This is a genomic window from Paenibacillus tritici (assembly GCF_018207515.1).
GTDB lineage: Bacteria > Bacillota > Bacilli > Paenibacillales > Paenibacillaceae > Paenibacillus_AQ > Paenibacillus_AQ tritici.
Genome location: NZ_CP073365.1, coordinates 791,372 through 811,594 on the forward strand (window position 1 = coordinate 791,372; position 20,223 = coordinate 811,594).

The 20,223-nt window shown below is 49.8% G+C and carries 15 protein-coding genes; 8 read left to right on the forward strand and 7 right to left on the reverse strand.

The genetic code is table 11. From position 1 onward, the window contains the following. Positions 1-18: 18 nt before the first annotated feature. The 8 genes from KDC22_RS03485 to KDC22_RS03520 all read left to right on the forward strand — a co-directional run bounded on the left by KDC22_RS03485 (position 19) and on the right by KDC22_RS03520 (position 11,356). Positions 19-1,107, forward strand: a complete 1,089-nt coding sequence (locus KDC22_RS03485; RefSeq protein WP_211722081.1) for a radical SAM/SPASM domain-containing protein — start codon at positions 19-21, stop codon at positions 1,105-1,107. 42 nt (positions 1,108-1,149) lie between these two features. Beyond that, positions 1,150-2,328: a radical SAM/SPASM domain-containing protein gene (locus KDC22_RS03490; protein ID WP_211722082.1), complete on the forward strand. Its 1,179-nt coding sequence runs from the start codon at positions 1,150-1,152 to the stop codon at positions 2,326-2,328. A gap of 32 nt (positions 2,329-2,360) precedes the next feature. Further along, positions 2,361-3,365 (forward strand): ABC transporter ATP-binding protein, encoded by a 1,005-nt coding sequence (locus KDC22_RS03495; protein ID WP_211722083.1) that lies wholly within the window; start codon positions 2,361-2,363, stop codon positions 3,363-3,365. After that, entirely contained in the window at positions 3,352-4,152 is an 801-nt protein-coding gene (locus KDC22_RS03500; RefSeq protein ID WP_211722084.1) for an ABC transporter permease, read from the forward strand. Before KDC22_RS03495 ends, KDC22_RS03500 begins: the two co-directional genes overlap by 14 nt. A gap of 4 nt (positions 4,153-4,156) precedes the next feature. Next, positions 4,157-4,969, forward strand: a complete 813-nt coding sequence (locus KDC22_RS03505) for an ABC transporter permease (RefSeq protein ID WP_173140985.1) — start codon at positions 4,157-4,159, stop codon at positions 4,967-4,969. Between the two features lie 39 nt (positions 4,970-5,008). Further along, complete coding sequence (locus KDC22_RS03510) at positions 5,009-5,842, forward strand: FkbM family methyltransferase (RefSeq protein ID WP_211722085.1); 834 nt, start codon at positions 5,009-5,011, stop codon at positions 5,840-5,842. 50 nt (positions 5,843-5,892) lie between these two features. Then, a complete protein-coding gene (locus KDC22_RS03515; protein ID WP_211722086.1) occupies positions 5,893-6,930 on the forward strand; it encodes a hypothetical protein in 1,038 nt (345 codons plus the stop codon). A 364-nt stretch (positions 6,931-7,294) separates the two neighbouring features. Further along, positions 7,295-11,356: an S-layer homology domain-containing protein gene (locus KDC22_RS03520; RefSeq protein WP_211722087.1), complete on the forward strand. Its 4,062-nt coding sequence runs from the start codon at positions 7,295-7,297 to the stop codon at positions 11,354-11,356. Between the two features lie 400 nt (positions 11,357-11,756). On the opposite strand, the gene KDC22_RS03525 is transcribed toward KDC22_RS03520, so the two are convergent. From KDC22_RS03525 to KDC22_RS03555, 7 genes are all read right to left on the reverse strand, one after another. Then, the gene (locus KDC22_RS03525) at positions 11,757-12,815 is read right to left on the reverse strand and encodes a hypothetical protein (RefSeq protein ID WP_211722088.1); all 1,059 of its coding nucleotides are present in this window, start codon (positions 12,813-12,815) and stop codon (positions 11,757-11,759) included. Further along, positions 12,816-14,657, reverse strand: a complete 1,842-nt coding sequence (locus KDC22_RS03530; RefSeq protein WP_211722089.1) for an HSP90 family protein — start codon at positions 14,655-14,657, stop codon at positions 12,816-12,818. 253 nt (positions 14,658-14,910) lie between these two features. Continuing rightward, positions 14,911-15,687: a methyltransferase gene (locus KDC22_RS03535; RefSeq protein WP_211722090.1), complete on the reverse strand. Its 777-nt coding sequence runs from the start codon at positions 15,685-15,687 to the stop codon at positions 14,911-14,913. Positions 15,688-15,805: 118 nt separating this feature from the next. Then, the gene (locus KDC22_RS03540; protein ID WP_211722091.1) at positions 15,806-16,885 is read right to left on the reverse strand and encodes a saccharopine dehydrogenase; all 1,080 of its coding nucleotides are present in this window, start codon (positions 16,883-16,885) and stop codon (positions 15,806-15,808) included. A gap of 94 nt (positions 16,886-16,979) precedes the next feature. Continuing rightward, a complete protein-coding gene (locus tag KDC22_RS03545; protein WP_173140969.1) occupies positions 16,980-17,300 on the reverse strand; it encodes an ArsR/SmtB family transcription factor in 321 nt (106 codons plus the stop codon). Between the two features lie 120 nt (positions 17,301-17,420). After that, entirely contained in the window at positions 17,421-19,298 is a 1,878-nt protein-coding gene (locus KDC22_RS03550) for a leucine-rich repeat domain-containing protein (protein WP_211722092.1), read from the reverse strand. Between the two features lie 186 nt (positions 19,299-19,484). Further along, positions 19,485-20,216 (reverse strand): class I SAM-dependent methyltransferase, encoded by a 732-nt coding sequence (locus KDC22_RS03555; protein WP_211722093.1) that lies wholly within the window; start codon positions 20,214-20,216, stop codon positions 19,485-19,487. Between the last annotated feature and the right edge of the window lie 7 nt (positions 20,217-20,223).

A 20,223-nucleotide genomic window follows, 5' to 3' on the forward strand; every position in this document is an offset into this window, starting at 1 on the left:
GGCAGAAGGGGTTATGCGATGAGCGTCAACAAATTGAGTATCGCCCGAGATACGACAAGCTATCCGAGATGGATCGTCTTGCAGCTGCTCGAGGAGTGCAATTTGCGATGCAAGATGTGCTATGAGTGGGGACTCGAAGGTTCGTACAAAAGCAAAAAAACGTTAGTGCAGCTGGACCCGGATCTGATCAAAAAGATCATCGTCCAGTGCAGCCCCGGCAAGCCGTATTACGATTTCTTCGGCGGCGAGCCGCTGATGTACCCTTGGCTGAGCGACATTCTCGCCATGATCAATCACTATGGAAGCGTAGCGGACTTCCCCACGAACGGCACATTGCTCGAGCAGCATGCCGAGATGCTTGCCGAGAATGCTCCTAATAAGATATGGGTATCGCTCGACGGCCCTGAGGCAATCAACGACAGGCAGAGGGGCAAAGGCGTATTCAAGAAAGTAATCAAGGGAATCGAGAAGCTCTATGAGCTCCGGCAAAGCAAAGGCAAGCAATTTCCGAAGCTGGGTGTATCCTTTATCATTACGCCCTTGAACTATATGTACGTCGAGGAATTTTTCTTCAAGCATATTGACTTGTCGATGCTCGACCATATCAGCATGGAAGTGCAGCTCTATGCCACGGAAGAGCAGTATGCCCAATATGTGGAGGTTCTTAGTGAGGAATTCGGCGTGCATGAAGCTCCTTATGCCAAGGGGATGGTGTGGCGGGACATTAGTTCGTTCAGCGAGATCGACATTCCGGAATTGACGAGACAGCTCAATCATGTCAAAGCGTACTGCTTGAAAAACCGTATCCATGTGGTCACCTATCCGAAGACGATAGATGAACTGAATTTGCGCAACTATTTCTCGGGGCAATTCCAGCAGATGGCTGATAAACGAAATCAGTGCTCCCTTCCATGGGTTTATGCGGAGATTACGGCAAGGGGCGACGTTTCGCCCTGCCATGCCTTCTATGATTTGACCTTCGGCAACGTGAACGAAGAGAATTTGCTGGATATCTGGAGCAGTGACAAGTACAAAGAGTATCGCGCGTATATGAAAAAAAATATGCTTCCGATCTGTACGGCTTGTTCAAGGTATTACATCTACTGATTCATGTGAATGACCTATTACGTTTAAGAAGGGTGTGTTGATATGAATCCGAAATCAGAGATCAAACATTCCGCTAAGGATTTGCAAATATTGAAACGTACCATCAGGAATACGATGGAAACCAAGCGGAACATGGAGAAAATAGCGGGTTACGCGACACCGTTGCCAGAGTCGGTCGGGATTAAACTGACGAACCAATGCAACTTGCGCTGCAAGCATTGCTATCAATGGAACGACACCGGCTACCATCACTTCATGACACCGGAGCAGCAGCGGGAACAGCTCGACTATGGGTTGCTGGAGAAGCTGATCCTTGAGACGGAACCAGCCAAGTCGAGACTCTATATCTGGGGCGGCGAGCCGCTTGTATACAGCCACTTCGACCGTTTGGCCGATTTGCTTGAAGCCCATCCCCGGGAGACGACGATCTGCACGAATGCGGTGCTGATCGAGCGAAAGCTGGACGCCTTGCAGAGAATCTCCGACAACCTGGAGCTGCTCATTGCGCTTGATGGATTCGAAGAAGAGAATGATGCGCTTCGCGGCAATGGGGTATTTAATAAGGCGATAGATGCAATCCGGAAGCTGGTCGAGCTGCGCAAGGAGAACCGGTTCAGGGGTAAAATTTCGATCCATACCGTCGTTAACGATGGTATGACCGACAAGCTTTACGATCTGCTGGACTTTCTGGAGGGCGTCGGCGTAGATCTGGTCATCGTCTGTTTCCCGTGGTACATCTCGGACGAATGCTCACAGGGAATGGACGATTACTTCGACCAGAAGTTCGACTTCCTTCCGGCAAGCGAGCACAAGGGCGAACGAAGCTGGCACGCCTTCAACTACAAGCTCGATCCGGAGCGTATCCCTGCTCTTATGAGCGAGTTGGACCGGGTGAATCATCGGGTCTGGAAAATGCGTTTGCGCTACCAGCCGAATCTGGATCATGACCAGATCGAAGATTTCGTGCTCGGCAAAGAGGTGAAGGGCAAAGGCACGATGAACAAGAAGTGCCTGGCGCTCTCGAACCGGATGGACATTACGCCCGATGGAATGATTATCGCTTGCAAATTCTTCAAGGAGTTCGAGATCGGCAAATTAAATGAAACGTCTGTACAGGAATTATGGCATAGCATGACTTACAGAAGGATAAGGGAAATGATGGACGAACGACTGACACCGGCATGTTCCAAGTGCAGTGTCTTGCATTTGCACGGTGTTTAACGATTCTAAATGAACATAAATGAGGTGCACCAGTGAGCATTATCCAAGTGGAACACTTATCCAAAAGCTTCAAATACTACGAGAAAGAACTGGGGCTCAAAAAATCGTTCAAAAATTTAGTGAAGCGGAAATCACTGATCAAAGAAGCGGTTAGCGAAATATCACTTGTCATCGAGCAAGGTGAGATGGTCGGATTCTTAGGCCCGAACGGTTCCGGCAAAACGACTACGCTTAAGATGCTGTCCGGCATCTTGTATCCGACAAGCGGGCAGGCGACGGTATTAGGCTATGTCCCTTGGGAGCGAAAAAAAGAATTCAAGATGCAGTTCTCGATCGTGATGGGGCAGAAATCGCAGTTGTGGTGGGATCTACCGGCGAACGAATCGTTGTACCTGAACAAATGTATCTATGAGGTCGAGGATAAGCCCTACAACCTTGTCCTGGATGAGCTTACGGAGATTCTTGACGTAAAGGACCTGCTCAATATTCAGGTGCGGAGGCTTTCGCTGGGGGAACGGATGAAGATGGAGTTAATTGCATCGCTCATCCACCGGCCCAAGGTGATTTTCCTGGATGAGCCTACCATCGGACTCGATCTGATTTCGCAGAAGCGCATTCGGGAGTTCCTGAAGTATTATAACCAGCAGACGAAGGCAACGGTCATTCTGACAAGCCACTACATGGCGGATATTGAGGATCTGTGCAAACGAACGATCATCATCAATCAAGGGAAGATCGTATACGACGGCGATCTCCGGCGTGTGAACGAGCTGTTCCATACCAAAAAGATTATCAAGCTGCAATTTACGGACGAAGTACCGAGGCAAGCGCTAAGCGACTATGGCGTTATTACTCAACATGACGGCCTGAATGCCGTCATGGAGATTGATAAGCATGACCTTCAGCAGCTCTCCAAGATGATGCTGGACCGGTTCCCGATCCTTGATTTCACAGTTGAAGATATACCTGTCGAGCGGGGCATCGAAAGCTTATATCAGAAAGATGGGGTCAGACATGAAAGCCTTGCAGAAGTATAAAAGGACGTACATCCTTGCGCTTCAGAATGAGATGGAATACCGGACCGATTTCCTGATGAGTATTATCAGCGGCGGCTTCATCATACTCGTCCAATGCTTCCTCTGGACAGCCGTGTTTCGCAGTTCGCCGCAGGAGATTATTAACGGCTATTCGTATTCGCAGATCATCATTTATTCCGTGTTGTCCGGCGTCGTCTCCAAGCTGGTTTCTGCCGGCTTCGAAGGGGAGATCGCGAGTGATATCAAGACGGGTGGACTGAGCAAATTTATCGCTCAGCCTATTCATTATTTCAGCTATCGGATATGCAATTTTTTCGGCGGGAAAACGGTTCAGACCGCGGTCGTCCTTGTCTTATTCGTCATTCTGATGATCGTGTTTACTCAGATTTGGGAGTTTCAGCTTAGAGCGGGGCAGATCGTTTTGTTCCTGGTCAGCATTCTGTTCGGGCTGCTCATCAACTTTCTGCTTTTTTATTCGATTAGTGCGCTCGCGTTCATTATTACTGAGGTTTGGGGCGTTTTTATCGCGTTCAACCAAGGCGTCTATCTGCTCAGTGGCGCCATCTTTCCGCTTAATATTTTCGGAGATACGTTTGCCAGAATTTCCAGCTATTTACCGTTTCAATATGTCGTATACTTCCCGGTTAAGATCATCAATGGGAGCTTGACGATTCATGAAATCGTGCCCGGGCTCCTCTTACAGGCGGTTTGGGTCATTGTGCTTATGATCATTTCCAAGTTGTCTTGGGATTCCGGGATGAAGAAATATGTAGCCGTTGGAGGTTAGATCTGTGAGTATCAGCTTGTCTGAGATTCGGAAGCATGTACGTATGTTTTTTATTTTTGCGAAGAACAGCTTGGTCGGTTACATGGAATACAAAGCAAATTTCTACTCCGGTTTGATCATGGAGACCGTATTTCTGTTGTCCAAGCTGATCTATATCATCTTCGTTTACCAGCTAGGGATCGAAATTAACGGAATTTCTCCTGACCAGATGATGATCTTCACCGGGACCTATACGATTATGATCGCAATCTATACAGGACTGTTTATGGATAACTTTTATAGATTCGCCGGCCATATCCGCAACGGGACGCTGGACTTGTATATGACCAAGCCGCTATCGCTGCAGTTCATGATTTCATTACGGCACGTGAACTTCGCGTTTCCGATTCCGAACCTGATCGCCGGGATCACGATGATCGTATTGGCCTGGCAGCGTCTTGGCATCGATCCAAGCTTTATCCACTTGGCCGGATATATCGGCGTGATCTTGAGTAGCACGATCGTGACCTACTCGGTGCTGCTGCTTCCGCAGATTCTTGCCTTCTGGACGGTGAAGTCCGGTTCGATCTTCGACATACTGGACAAATGCTGGGATTTGAATAATATGCCGATGTACATATACCCCAAATGGCTGCGGAGAATAGGACTGTATGTCGTGCCTATCTTGTTTATCACCAACATGCCGTCGGTTTATTTGATCGACCGGTTGGACTTGTTCCTTGGGATATGGATTTTTGCAGCTCCTGTGATATCGCTTCTAGTGGTCAGGCTGTTCTGGAAGCTGGCCGTCAAACACTATGAGAGCGCCAGCAGTTAGAGAAATGCCCCCAAATAAATTGTTGAGAAGGTGAATCGGATGAGCAGGATCGAGCACAAGAGCTTTTCACCGCAGACAGAAGCCACTGCCAAGAAGCGGCTGCACAACGGGATCGAAATCTATCAAAACAATGAAGGCGAGACCGAGTTCCTCTACAACGAGATTTTCCGCAAGGAGATGTATTTCAAGCACGGGATTACACTGCCGGATCATGGCACGGTTATGGACGTCGGGGCTAATATCGGCATGTTCACCCTATATGTCAGCAGCAAGAGCAACTGCAGGGTATATGCCTTTGAGCCGCTGCCTCCGACGTTTGAACTCTTGAAGATGAATACGAGCTCGCTGCCTCGCGTAACGACGGTTAATGTTGGGCTGTCCAATGAGATCAAGGAAGCGGAGTTTGCCTATTTTCCTACGATGTCCACGGATTCTGTCCAGATCAAATACCGGGAGAACCACGATCTAGATCTCCGATACGGGTTAATCAACCATTACAGAGATGATTTCCCTGACCCGCGAATGCTAAACCGGTTTGTTGATCATCTGATGTCGCCGAGGCTTTTGAATGAACAAATCTATCCATGCAAGCTAACTACGATCTCCGAAATGATCCGCTATTACGATCTGAACCCAATTGATCTGCTCAAAATCGACGTGGAAAAAAGTGAGTTCGAGGTGCTGGAAGGCATCCATCCGGAGGATTGGGGCAAAATCAGGCAAATTGTAATGGAGGTACACGGACTGGATGGAGAGCAGATCAACAGGCTCGAAAACATCTTCCGAAGCAATGGCTTCAATGTCTCAATCGACTACTACGAAGACTTGAATATTCCAAATTACTATAATGTGTACGCTCTGAATCAAATGTAGGTAATATAGCCGTAAAATCGACAATAATTTTAGGTTAGGAGAACTATTTTATGGATGAAATTGTTTCCCTGGATACCTTTCAACCCTTCGACGGCATGAACAAAATGTTTCCTCATCATAACTTTCCTTATTTTAGTTGCGACTACAATTTGTTATTAACGCTTGCCAATTATTTCGAAAAAGATGAGCTGCCGATTTTGAATAATGTCATTAGTATTTATAGATTTGATAAACAAAAAATAAACACAAGAGGATATTTCAAGTTAGAAGTGTTGGATCTCGAGGAGGGGGATCAGATTCTTGAGGAAATGGGCATCTCTATTCGCAGAGAATCTCCTACATTAGATACTTTACAAGATGAAATCATAAACTCTATTTCTAAGGGTCATCCGATTTCTATTTTTATTGATTTATTTTATCAACGCGGGAGAGAATTCTACTATAACAAAAAACATGGACTGCATCCTGTTTTTGTCTATGGCTTCAATCTTACGAACGGGGAAATATATACGGTTGATGATATTACAGAATACAAACCATATTCTTTACCATTCTCAGAATTTAAATTGTCCTGCATGACTTCGGAACACGTTAAGATGCCAAATTACTTTTGGGAATATGCACTAGTGTCCCCCGCTGATCATGAGATCTTGAACCATAAGAAGTCAGCACACACCAGCATCAATAAATTTGTAGAAAATATGTTCAGGTATCAAAATGAAATCACGGAAAGTCTGAATAGTATACTGTTGTTGGCAGAAAATTTCGAGCTCATTCTAACCAATGAAACGATTATAGAAACACTAAGCAGTACTATTTATAGAAAATGTTCTGAGAAATACAGGTTAAATACGCTCTATAAGTACAACCTTGATCATATCAATGCCAAAGATACGCTTGACCCGTTACTGGACCAAATTATTAATGACTGGAAAACGGTAAGGTTCTATTCGAATAAAGCCATCATGTCCCAAACGTTCACTGGGGAAATCATAGATAAGTGCATGGGTTTATTAACAAAAATATATACGAATGAAGTGCATTTTAATAATCAATTTTATTTAATGTTAAAGGCTGCGAGATTGTAAAGCTGAACCCACAAGCCACCCGTCGTAATTACAAGACCGCAAGCCCTTGCTGGGAGGGCGGTCTATTTTGCGTTCACCCGAAGATATTCCATTACCACACCAGATCTCCTTCTTCCTGGAAGGGTGAGCCGAGAAATGTGTCCACTTTCGTAATATATTAAAATCATTCGTGCATTACCCGTATTTAGACTTTCTCTTCCTGTTGTTAATATGAAAGCTATTACAGCCTAACCATCCGCTTTTGTGAATGCGTTTTCAAACATGGTCTGCCATTAGGTTCAGAAGGAGGTGCGGGATTGACTGTCAAGTCAGACTTGGCGTAACCAAGGATAAGAATCTCCATAAGAAAAGGAGTCAAACTTAGATGAACAGTAGAAAATATGTAATCAGCATCTCCCGCCTTCTCGTTATCATCATGTTGTTCTCCATCTTCACGTATACTCCCGTCCCGGCGGCTGCGGCTGGAGAGGAACCGTCCGTTGAACTGAACGACCTCATTGCGCAAGCCGAAGCCCTAAAAACCGGTAATCTGGAGTTCCCGCTCCAAGTCAGCCAGTCTGTCTATGGATCGGTCTATGGTTCCGATGTGAACCAGGCTTTACCATGGGTGCATGTTGACGAGCTCCAAGCTCTGAATGATGCGATTGAGCTCGCACGTAATGTGAACACTCCCACCGACGAAGCTATTGCAAGCCTTAAAGAAGCCATAATGAAATTTACTGCAAATATCAAATCTGACGGTTCGGATCCCTATTTCCGTCTTGACCCGGGTCCGGGTAAGGTTTCTGTAAAAGTTACCGCGCCTACGAATGCCTGGAAGGCAAGAACTCCGCTGGATAACCGTGTCCCGGCCGACTTTGCCGGTGGTTCATTCAAGACGATCCCGTATCCTTTTACAGATGCCCAGGGTAAAGCGGAAGTGCTTCAGATAAATTACGCCCACAATGGAAAAAGCACGTTCGGCGGCATCAGTCTCGAATCGCCGTTGTCCCCGGCCGTTAATGTCACAGCGGGATCAACGATTGAATTCGATGTATACTATCCCAAGAGCGCGCAAGGCAAATTCATGAGATGGAGAGTCAGAAATACCAGCGATAACCTCGACAGCTACCTCAGGGAATACCAGTACAACAACCTGAATCCCGACTGGGTGGGCAGCTATAACGGCGAATCCTGGTTGAAGGTGCATCACAGCATTAATGCCTCAGCGGGCAATTCCTCGAACTTCATTCTGGAGCTTCATGGCGAGAATGCCCGTCCGGCAGAGAACGGTATGCTGCTTGTCGCCAACATTGAGATTACCGCACCTGACCCGAAAGGCGTTGCGCTTCCGAACGTAGTCAACAAGGAAAACCAGAGTGCCGTAGCGCCTCTAAAGAGTCTGTACAATAAGGAGAATGGCCTGTTCATGGTCGGTGCGATCGGCACCGGGCCCGTAACCGGAACCCGCGCCAATCACTATGAGATCTTCGTCGACGGCAACAATCTGAAGGCCGAGGGCACGCACCCCCGTGGTCCGGAATGGCTGAAGAACGTGAACGGCGAGGCCATGAACGGTGCAACCACTGCCCCTGGCTTAGCGGAATACAGCTTCCCGACTAACTCTTATCAGGCGATCCGAGATTCGGGAACTCCCGGACAGTATAAGTCTCACGGTCATGTTCTGGCATGGTATAACCAGGCCCCTGGTTGGATGGCGCAGATGATTCCTGCGAACCTTCCTTCCGGTTATAACGGCTCTGCCAATTTCTACGGACTGGGCAATGGCGTTACAACCACGGTTAAGGTAGACAAAGAAATGGCGAGAAGAGTGCAGTTCAACCATACGATGTATGTGATGCGGCACTTCCTGACCACAGATACGAAGTACGGCTCAAGCGAATCCCGTGGCGTCATTCCCTTCAATTCCTGGGATGTACTCAACGAAGAGGTTCACGAGAGCCGCCATAGCGAGCTCATCCCGCAGGATGCGAACAGCTGGAGAACGAGCCTGAAGCACACCAACTGGCTTGCTGCCATGTCGGATGATCAGATTGGCGGCGACATCACTGACCATTACATTTACCTGCTCTTCAAAAACGCGCACATCGCGGCCCCCAACGCCAAGATGGCGGAAGCTTACAAAGCCAATTACGCTAACCTTCCAGAGTACATGAAGCTGGATGGACACGACACTAAAGGCAGTATTGACAGTTACATCGTTGACAATCCTCCGAAGCTGACCTACAACGATTACGGGGTTGCCACCCGCAGTAAAGCTAGAACCGTATATAACATGGTTCTTGAATTAAATACCGCATGGCGCTCCGATCCGCTGTATGACGGAAGACCCCTGATCGAAGACATCGGAATCCAGGGACATGACGCGGTGGGTAAGACCCTTGCAAGCGACAACCAGTATGCGATGGCTCTCTATGCCTCACTCGTTGACCGTGGTCTGCTGTCGGGTATTACCTATTCAGAGCTTGACCTTAAGGTGCCTACCGATGCCCCCGGAGGAGGCGCGACCGCTCCCGCAGTGCTCAATGTGAGACAGTCGGACGCCCTTGGTTATCAGTACGCATTGCTGTACAAAACGTTCAACAAGTTCGCCCCGTATATTGATCATATCATCAGCTGGGGCGTAACCGGTTCCGGATGGCAGGGAAGCTATGTCCTGTTTGACGGTCAGAGTAATGCGAATGCCGGTTACTATGGCGCTATGAAGCCGGACCGGTTCATTCTTGGACATTCGTATCTGGATGATTACTTTGCAGGCGAATATCAGGCCATCGGGAACAATGCCATCGACCTTGGCGATCTTGGAGTCTATACACCTAATAGCGTGAACGCTGACCTCAGTAGCTTGTCCCTGAGTGCAGGCACACTAGAGCCAGCGTTCAACGCGGCCACCACAGAGTACGATGTGTCCCTGAAGGATGCCAGCAGCATTACCGTGACAGCGGCAGCGGCGGACAGCAGGTCAACCCTTAAAGTGAACGATAAGGTGGTTGCCAGCGGTACGGCTTCCGAAGCTATATCGCTGACACCTGGTACAAGAACGGATATAAAGGTTGAGGTAACAGGTGCAGACGGCAGGGTCAAGACGTATACCCTGAAAGTAACCAATGACAAGACGGAGACTCCGTCCACTCCAGAACCAGGAACACCATCTGCAACACCTACACCTGCACCATCTGCAACACCTGTGCCTGCAATATCTGCAACGCCTGTACCTGAAGTGCCTTCAGGCCCTGGAACCGTAGCAACTGCAACACCATCAACACCGTCACCTGCTGCACCAGTAGTACAGGGCCAGAAAGTAACCATGCCGGCGACTGTGAACAATGCGACTGCATCAGTTAAGGTATCGGATCTGGCACGAGCAAAGGAATTCATCGAGAAAAATGTTACCCTGGACATACCAGCGGCGCAAGGAGTGAATTCATACTCAGTAGGCTTGCCTGCCGCAGCGTTGACAAACGGAGCAAAGGATAACAAACTGACCATTTCCACTGAATTCGGTCAGGTTGTCATTTCCGGTAATATGTTGACAGGCACACCTGAAAGCAGCGGCAAGGAAGTAGCGCTGGAGATTGGAAAAGGCGACAAGTCGGGGCTCCCGGCGGAAGTGAAGGCGGCTCTAGGCGATAGACCGATCATTCAGCTTAGCCTTAAAGTGGACGGCAAAGAAACAGCCTGGAGCAATCCCGGTGCACCTGTAACCGTATCCGTGCCTTACCAGCCGTCTGCGGATGAATTGAAGAATCCTGAAATGATAGTTATCCGGTACATGGATGAGAGCGGAAAGGTGATGACCGTACCAAGCGGACGTTATGCTTCCAAGACCGGTATGGTAACCTTCACAACTACTCATCTCGGCGATTTCGCAGTAGCTTATGTATCCAAGACATTCACAGATCTCGGAAAGGCAGCATGGGCCAAGAATGCGGTCGAAGTCCTTGCATCCAAGGATATTCTCAAGACTGAGGGCGGTGAATTCCATCCGTCAACGGATATCACCAGAGCAGATTTCCTGTACTCCCTTGTTAGAGCACTTGGCTTGACTGCGAAGGCAGATGACAATTTCAGCGATGTACAGAAGAATGCTTACTACTATAATGAACTTGCCATTGCCAAGGCTCTTGGGATTACGAATGGCCAGAACAACGGCAGCTTCGGCAGCGATCAGAAGATCACCAGACAGGACATGATGGTGTTGACCGAAAGAGCCTTGAAGCTGGAGAAGAAGCTCAATAACCCTGGTACGGCTACGGATCTGGAGAGATTCTCCGACAAGTCCAAAGTGGCTTCCTATGCACTCGGCAGCGTAGCCGCCATGGTGAAGGAAGGGCTTATCCAAGGCAGCGGTAACAAGATCAATCCGGCCGGCAACACTACCAAAGCAGAAGCGGCGGTATTCCTCTACAGACTCTATAATAAGTAAGAGAGCCGCATAAGAATGACGGAAACCGTGACAGCTATTGCTGGCGCGGTTTCTGTTGAATCCGTTACGTGCACAGGTGTTAACATTCGTTAACGGCTGTGGTATAGTATAAGCAGAACGGGCGTACAATGCTAAGAGAGCCGTGCGTCAACACGACTCTCCCGAGCAATAGCCGCTTTTAAGGGCGGTAGGCCTCTGGCAAATAGGATAGACAAATAGACCGCATACCTTTGCGAGATGGGCGGTCTATTTGCGTTTATTGGACAGTAGCGCTACGATAAGCGAACCAAAGGTTGAATACGTATGAATAATGCGAAAGAGCAGCCCCCATCACGGGAGCTGCTCTTATTTGCGTCTGTTCTTATAGAACGCTTCTTATAGAACGCTGCCGAAACACAACCTACAACTGTTTCAGAAGCTCGGTATAGTAGCCGTTACCGTTTCGTTTATCCAGCTTCTCCGCTGTAGCGAGAGCCAACTTCTGGAAATGCTTCGCAAGCGAAGCTACGTCTTCGGTCTGGTGCTCACACGGGTGCCCGGCCGGAAGCTTGACCTGGAAGCGGATGGACTCTTCCGCCAGCCGGCGGAACAGCTTGGCCGAATAGGCGTTGAAGATCATCTGATCGGCCGGGTTCTCATGATCGAGAGAGGAGGCAATATACTCCTCGAAGACCTCCAGCGCCTTGACCGGATCGGTCAAGGTCAGGTAACCGATATGCTCTCCCTGGTGATACAGGAAGTCACGGTTTCCTTTGACCAGCTTGTAGCCTTTCTTCTGAAGCTTATCCGCTTCCTTCTGGCGGCCCAGCCGCAGGAGGGGAAACAGCACTTTCGAGATGGTCACATGAGGCACCTCGCTACAGCTCATTGTACCGTTGAGAATCGGCTCGGCAGCTCTCAGGGTTCCTTCGTCATCTCCCCGCTTCGCCAGAAACTCCACAAGGTGGTGCTGCTCACAGGCCATACAATCGCTCATCCCATCCCGCTCCATGGACTGTACTATGTCCCATTCGGCCTGGGAAGCGTCCAGCTCCCCGAACTCCGCGAAGATGTGTGCCCGGTAATAGTGATAGGTACGGCTACTGTAACCTTCGGCCGCATAGCGGGCCTTCATGTCCTCCAGCAGGTTCTCAATCTGCACACGGCTAATATCTGCAAAAGCAGTAATGCGGTCCAGCACCCACTTGTACGACCACAGCAGGCTGTAATCATCGAAACGGCCCGGGTTCTTATCATACTGGCCGAGCTGCCAGGAAAAGGCGACCAGTGTCTTCATCGGATAGCCGTGGAAGCTGCCCAGCTCTACGATTTCGCTGCGGGCCTCATAGCCCTGATCGATATCTCCTGCGGCATCGGCAACACGTACCGCCTGCTCCAGCAGTTCCATCTTTGCCTTTCCTCCCGGCATACCATAGGCTTCTTCCATCAAATCTTCGAAACTCATCTCGGTAAGGTTCATCTATTCTTCTCCTCCTGTTGCGTGACCGGCTGCCGTGATGCCCCAATCAATAAATTGAATAATGCCTTGGTTCAAAAGTGCTGTCTCCTGGCGGTTCATCGGATAATGTCCCATCAATAACGCATTGCAGTACAGCATCTCCACAATGGCAGGCAGCATCGCCTGATGTGCCGAATGGAAGGCCCGCTCAATGACAGGGTTGTTCAGGTTGAAGTAGAGCGTGGCGTATGCCGTATCCTTTAACGTTGCTCCCAGGCTGCCCAGCACGGAAGAGAGGACGTCAGTGCTCACTTCTTTGGTCGCCTGGAGTACACGCCACTGGGCGGACTCCTCGGACAGCGTGTAGAGTACCGGAATCTCCTCCGGCTTGAAGCGGCGGAGCTGCACTTGGCAGCGGAACTTCTGGAGCACGCTGTCTGCTAATTTTATAGATTCATAGTAGTCCAGCCGCTCTTGAGGGGTAATATCGGTGAAGGATAACGACACTTCCTCCGGCAGCAGCCGCTCCGTCTGCACATCCGGGTCAATGAGCGGAAGCTGGGCCAGCAGCTCGGCATCATAGATATACCCGCCATTCACAACCAGCATAGATTGGGCCGAAGCCACGTGGGTAATCTGGCGGTATTCGTCCAGAGTAGCCGTGAAGTAGAGGGGAGGCTGCTGCTTCAGCTCGCCAAGCAGCTTCCTGCCATAGGTGCTCTCAAACGGCAGCCACTCATGAATAATGGAATAGAACGACAAATCTTCCACCGCGAGAGCCTTCATGGATAAGGCGTGCAGTGAGATGATAGATTGCAAGCGATCCGGGTGGTACTCCGCCATACGCATCAATTCCTGACGAAGGGTGTTCCCAAGCTCTTCCCGCACCTGCTCCAGCTGGACGTTCTCATAGAAATGCTCCCGGGACGCGGTCGGCTGCAGCTCATCGGTCCAGATCAGGCATTTGACGAAGAACGCCCAGTCCGGCAAGATATTGCTGGCAGCTTCGGAGACCAGCATGTGCTTCAGGTATACCCGGTGATTGCGTTTGGCGCTCAGGTTCACTGCCTGCGGCAGGATGAAGGCGATGCCTCCCGTCCGGCCCGAGGAGGTGTGCAGGGGGATGAAATCGCGGAATGTCTCTCCAAGCACCTGCTTGCCGAAGGCCAAGACCTCATCCTGATGCTTCCGGGCCAGCTGCGGATCTTTGACCCACGGCGGGGATGGCGGATTAATCAAGCGGGTCGTATGATCGGACACCAGCTGGATAGGATAAGGCAGCAGAGCGCCGTAATGGAACAGCCATTCCTGGAGATTATTTTCCTCGAAGTAAGCTTCTGAGCCTTCTTTGCAACGCAAATACACCTTGGTGCCCGGAGCGTATTCTCCATCGAGCTTGCGGATCGTATAGGTACCGTCCGGCTTCCCGTGCCATTCCAGTGCAGGTCCGCCCTTGGCGGATTGGGTAACCATGACGATATCGTCACTCACCATGAAGCAAGACAAGAGCCCGATGCCGAATCGTCCGATAAAAGAGGTATTGGTGGATAGGAAATCTTCTCCCCGCTTGGAGGATTGTCCGATCATCGCCAGGAACTCATGGATCTCTGCCTCGTCTAACCCGATCCCGTTATCTTCGACTAATAAGGTCGCCCCGGTTGAGGTCCCGCTTACCTCGACATGAATTTTGCCTTCGTATCCCCCCTGGGAATAAGCCTGCCGTGCAGTAATCGCGTCGATGCCATTTTGCAGCAGCTCCCTGAGGAATACCTTCGGGCTACTATACAAATGGTTAGACAAAATGTTAATCATCCCGCTCAAGTTAACCTGAAAGCGGTAAGTATCCCGGTTTTGGTTCTCCATTTTTGTATGTTCTCCTATTCTGTAATCATATTGGTTGTGCTTCATGCCAACAACTAGAGGTTATGTAGGCGCATATTGCCCTATGTAATTACCCAGAAGCGGCCTTGTAAGAAACAGATATTGCCAATCGCCTTGTTTCCCGTGAGCAGGTAGTTATTGAAAAATAAAAGAAACCCAGGGTCCTTATGACCCGGGTTTCCCGGCAATCTGAGAAATTTCGCCTAAGTTAAAATGGGGTGATTGTCGTCTGATTTCAGTTGGCCTGCTTCACCGCGCAGACTCGCAGCCGCCGGTAGTCTGCGATCCATTGCCCCTGCCGGTAATGCTCTGGCCGCAGTTGATCTTCTACGGCTTGATAGATCGCTGCCTTGTGCTCCGCGCTGACATCGTAGAAGAAGTCATCGGCCATCATGTCCAGCCAATCACGGACTCCGCTCTCACCGTGCAAGGGTGTAGGCCGTTCAAAATGCTGGGCCAGCATAACGAGGAAGCCATGCTCCTCCAGTACTGCCGCATATTGGCCGATGGTAGGGAAGTACCACGGATTGCGTCCTTGCGGGGCATAGCCATGCGCCGTCAGTGCACTCTCGGTCGCACTCACGAGAGCAGCGACGTTACGATAGCCGCCGAACTCGGCGACGAATCGCCCGCCGTCCCTTAGCGCGCTTGCCACAGTCACCGCGACCGCGTGCGCGTCCTTCATCCAGTGCAATGCTGCGTTGGAGAACACTGCATCGAAGGGTTGGGCTGCCCGGTAAGAGTACGCATTCTGGGCGCTCAGACTCAGGTGCGGGTACTTGTCGCGTGCGCGTGCGATCATCTCAGGCGACAGGTCGATGCCGACCGTCACCGCTCCGGCTGCCGCGATCTTAGCCGTCAGGTCGGCCGTCCCGCAGCCGATATCCAGCACGCGTTCACCGGGCTGAGGCTGTAGCAGCGAGAGGACGTCACCGCCCATTTTGGAGACAAAGTCCAGTTTGTGATCATACGTGTCCGCCTGCCATTGGTTATTGGAAGTCGAGTGAGTCATGGGCTTCCCCTCCTTTGAAATCCAGTATAGCGATGTACAGCTTATAAATGAAATATATAATTGCTATTCAGTTTATATCTATTGCCTATAAGCGTTGCTATTTGCGAATTAAAGAACATTAGTTAGAGATAAGAACCCCATATTGTTTGAAAAAGTTGGTAATTGCAGAGGCGTCCATCCGCGCATCAGGCAGATCTTCGGGATAATAAATGCCTGGAGCCAGTGGTTCGTCCCCGGGTGCCTGCAATAGCTTTTCTGCTTGGACAGCAGCTCCCAAGGCGGTAAGATGAGTCTGACCAAGCGGATCGGAAATCGCGATTCTCCGTTCAACCCATTGCCCATTATGATCACGGCCCTTTAGATGAATAAGGATGTGATGTGCGCTGCCAGTGCCCGGATTGTAGAGCAGACTTCGTCTAAGCGGACGGAATCGCTCCCCGCTGATCAACTTCCATATTCCGCTTTTGACCAGTCCGACAAGCGCGTATGTGGATGCTTTACTATCGAAGGAGATGCGGAAGCTGGCGGAGTCGACATGCTCAGCTTTGGGCAAGGTTACATGATCCGGGGTGTCAAGCCGATAACATTGTGCTGTATATCCGTCTGGAAATTGGACTTTGACAGGGTCGGTCATGGGGAATACAAGACGCCGTCCCTCCGGTTCCGTAATATGGAAGGGAATGGTCATACGATCCATGTACGCCGCAGAATCGGGTCCTGCCTTGTCACTCAGTGAGTATAGCGCATGAATATGGATGGAGACGTTCTGAAGAGAGGCCGAATGCAGCATGGCGAACAGTGAAGCAGTTCCCGCCATCCATCCCGAGGACAGCACGACAGGAGCATATAGCTCTATGTTCTCCAATTTGCTGACCGATTGTTGGAATATCTCTGTCCAGCGGGTAAGGTCGATGAGTGGGATTTTTCTTCGAACTGCAGACAGAAGCAGCCGATCCTGCAGATCGTTAACGGAGTTAATTATCAGCGACACATTGTCGTCTACATTAAGCAGCGGATCATCCGCATTATTATCAATTACGACTGTCCGGACTCGCTCGGACTCGAAAGGTGCCGCTTTCCCAGTTGACCTTCCTCCCAGTGCAATATCCAGATCGGGATGCCGATCCAGTAATATTTGCGCGATCTGTCTGCCTACGGCCCCGTATCCCCCTACAATAAGTATTTTTTTCCTGTTCATATTATTTGCCTCCGATCAAATGTTTAAATGTTTAATTTATTCGACATAATGTTTTAAAAAATTGGAATGACATGTGCTAGTCCGGTAAATGGCACTAGTAATGGCATTCCTCTTCAACAAAATGGACAAGCTGTTTCATAAGTGCTATCGCTTCGTTAAATTCAAGTCTGTAGAACATCTCCGTGCCCTTCTTCTGAACTGTAAGCAGCCCTGCTTGCCGTAAGATTTTGAGGTGATGAGAGACGGTAGGCCGTGACATCGGAATATGCTCTGCGATTTGTGTCACATTCATACTCTCTTTGTCGATCAGCAGCGCAACGATTTGCTGGCGAATCGGGTCTCCCAAGCCTTGAAAATAAGGGCTTAAATTCTCGAAAATATGGATTGCTTTCTGATTACCATTTAATTCGTTCATAGCGCTCTCCGTTCTAATGCTTAATCGTTTAAACGTATTGTATTGTATCTGGCCAAAGAACGCAAGAAGACGCTTGGGCATTTGCTTCCCACAGCGTCATTCTTGTGTCATACAGAGAAATTAATACACCTGCACGCCCGCACCAAGCACGGACTTGTTCAGCACGGAATTGCCGGTCAGGAATACCTTTTGCAGATTAGGCAGCTTGCTCAGGATATCTATATTGGAAATGGCGTTGTTCTCCAGATGAAGCTCTTCGATGGCCTGCCATTTGCCCATGAATGCAAGAGTTGCCAAGTTGCTGTCCTGCAGGGTGAAGGAACGCAGAGCGGACAGGCCCGCGAAATAAGGCATCGCCTGGTCAACTTCAGTTACAGAGTTATTGTTAATACTAAAAGACGGCCGGTCCAAGGTCAAATGCTCAAGCACGCTGTTCGCCGCGCCTGCCTTTTGTCTGAAATCCAGACGGCATTCCGAGCAGACCAAAGTCTTCACCTGCTTCAAACGAAATAAGGAATCACTCTCCTTATACAGCGACGAATCGTAGATGCTTAGTGTCTGCAGTTGCGGCAAATCGTCAAGGGCGCCAAGCTGGGCCATTTCGTCGATATCCCAGAGGGAGAGCTGCGTAAGCTCCGGAAATTTCCCCAGTGCCTTCATATTGAGCTCCGAGCTTCCGCCCCGGAGTGTCAGGCCGGTTAGGGCAGGCGCCTTCAGCCCGGGAAGAAAAGCGCCGGGGATTTCCACCCGCTGGGCGCCCGGCAATGCCAGCGCCTCCGCCTTCTGGTAGTACCCGGACAATGTCAATTCCCGCAAAGAGGGCAGACTGTTCACGGCCGCTACCGAGCTAAGCTGGCTTAAGGAAGCCAGGCGGAGCGAGGTAATAGAGGTTTTGCCGGCCAGAGGCTTCAGACTGGTGAAATTCAGATTCTCGATATCCAGCGTTTGCAGAGCAGGCATGTTCTGCAAGAAGTCGATGGATTTTACATTGGTTAAATAGGAAAGCTTAAGCTCCTGGAGCCCGGTTAAGGCGTACAACGGCTGCAGATCTGTGGTTTCACTGTGATGGATAGCCAGAGAAGACAGCCCCGTCATAGACGATAACCACCCCAGGTCATTGACGAAGGTAAGGGACAGGGACTTCAACGGAAGCTTACTCAGCAGATGCAAATCCGTTATAGACTCATCCACATAGGTAATGGACAGCGAGCTTAAATTGGGGAATTCCAGCAGCAGGGCCACTTCCTGATTGCTGCGCAGCTGGGTGGTGAGCTCCGTGATTTTAGACTTGTCGCCGAAGTACCCGGAAAATATGCTAAAGGATTCGTTAAAGGCGCCGCCATAGCTTTTTAATCCGGGCATATGGGCCAGAGTTGTTCTGTCCGCCTGGTTGATCTCATAGGTACCCGTCAGATTCAGTGCCGTCAGCCCCTTGAAGGCCTCAAAATCCCGCTGATCAATCCGCTGGGTATTCAGTTTCTTGTCCTGGGTAATATACGTGATCTTCTCAGCCTGGGCATTGCTGAAGGGATCGGCGAAGCTGTAGGTGAAACGCCACTGGTCATTCTTTGTACGATCCACGGTCAAATAGCGCAGCGAGGCCAATTCCTCCTCTGTCGGCATCGCAGAGCCTTTATCCAAGATCTCCCGCAGAAAGGAGAGCAGGACCTCGCTTTCGGGCATTTTCCGTACAGACAGATTGGCTTCTGTTGTGCGCTGAGGGGAGTCTAAGCCGTAATACAAATAAGTACCGATGGCACCTGATATGACGAGCAGCAGGAGCATTACCAGCCTTATAGGGATGGAGACGGAGACGGTCGGCTTCGGCGTGGCTTCAGGTGTTGCTCCGTGATAATGGTTAATGGTCTGGTCCACATAGTAGACATTATTTTGCTTCAATAGAAGCTCCGTTTGACAATAGGGACACTTCAGGATCGTACCTTCCTTGTATTCAATTCTTCCGCTGCAATTGGGACAGGTTAACGGAATAAAAGCCACGAATGCCCCCTCCTTCATTATGTAATGAGTTAATAACTATACTATTATATTTTCCTTTGGTTCCATATTACTGAACCGCCCGACGCTTTGGCAACAAAACGTTAGGGAATCTCAATTGGTATGTAGTGAAATGTAAAAGGACCTGAAGCAGTGCTTCAGGTTCTTCTTGTGCGCAAAATGGTATGTTCAGACCAGTTGGGATTCGATGGAAGGCCCACTTACAGGGTCGGGTTGCGGACATCTGCCAGCCAAACGGCACAACTGCCACCGGTAATCTCCCTTTCCCTCACGGGAAATATCCTCGACTTGGAAGAACCTCCGCAGATCATCCATGAACGGGTAGTGGTCATAGTCGTCAACCAGAACGAAAGCGTCCGGCTTCAGTTTTTTGTAAAACAGGGGGTAGGCCAAGGAGCGTCCGTTCCCGTGAGGGCCGTCCAGAATCATAACGTCGATGGAGTCGTCTTCCAGCGGGAGCATATCCACATCAGCATAGAAGGTATTCCGGATGGTGTAGTGGTTATGCTGATCGGCAGGAACGGGGAGTCCGTAAGAATTCCATACAGACAATGCAATATCCGGACATGAGAAGATTTCGTTCCATTCCTCATCCGTCAGACTCTTCAAAGGCTGTGTATGAAATTCAATACAGCCATTCCCAAGTTCAGCTTCCTTCCAGGTATTGCTCAAGGTCAGGTCATGCTCCACCGAAATCATGGAGATAGGGAGTAGCTCCTGAGTCACGATCTCGTTCCAGAAATGCGGAGTTAATCCGCCGCCTAATTCCAGAATCCGCCAGGTCCGGTTATGATCCAGACGCCGGCATAAATGGACCAACGCTCCTTTGCTCAATGCCTTGCTTCCAAATACCACACCCGTTTGTTCGGCTGCATTAAGCGCTTTTTCTATGTCTCTCACAAGCATT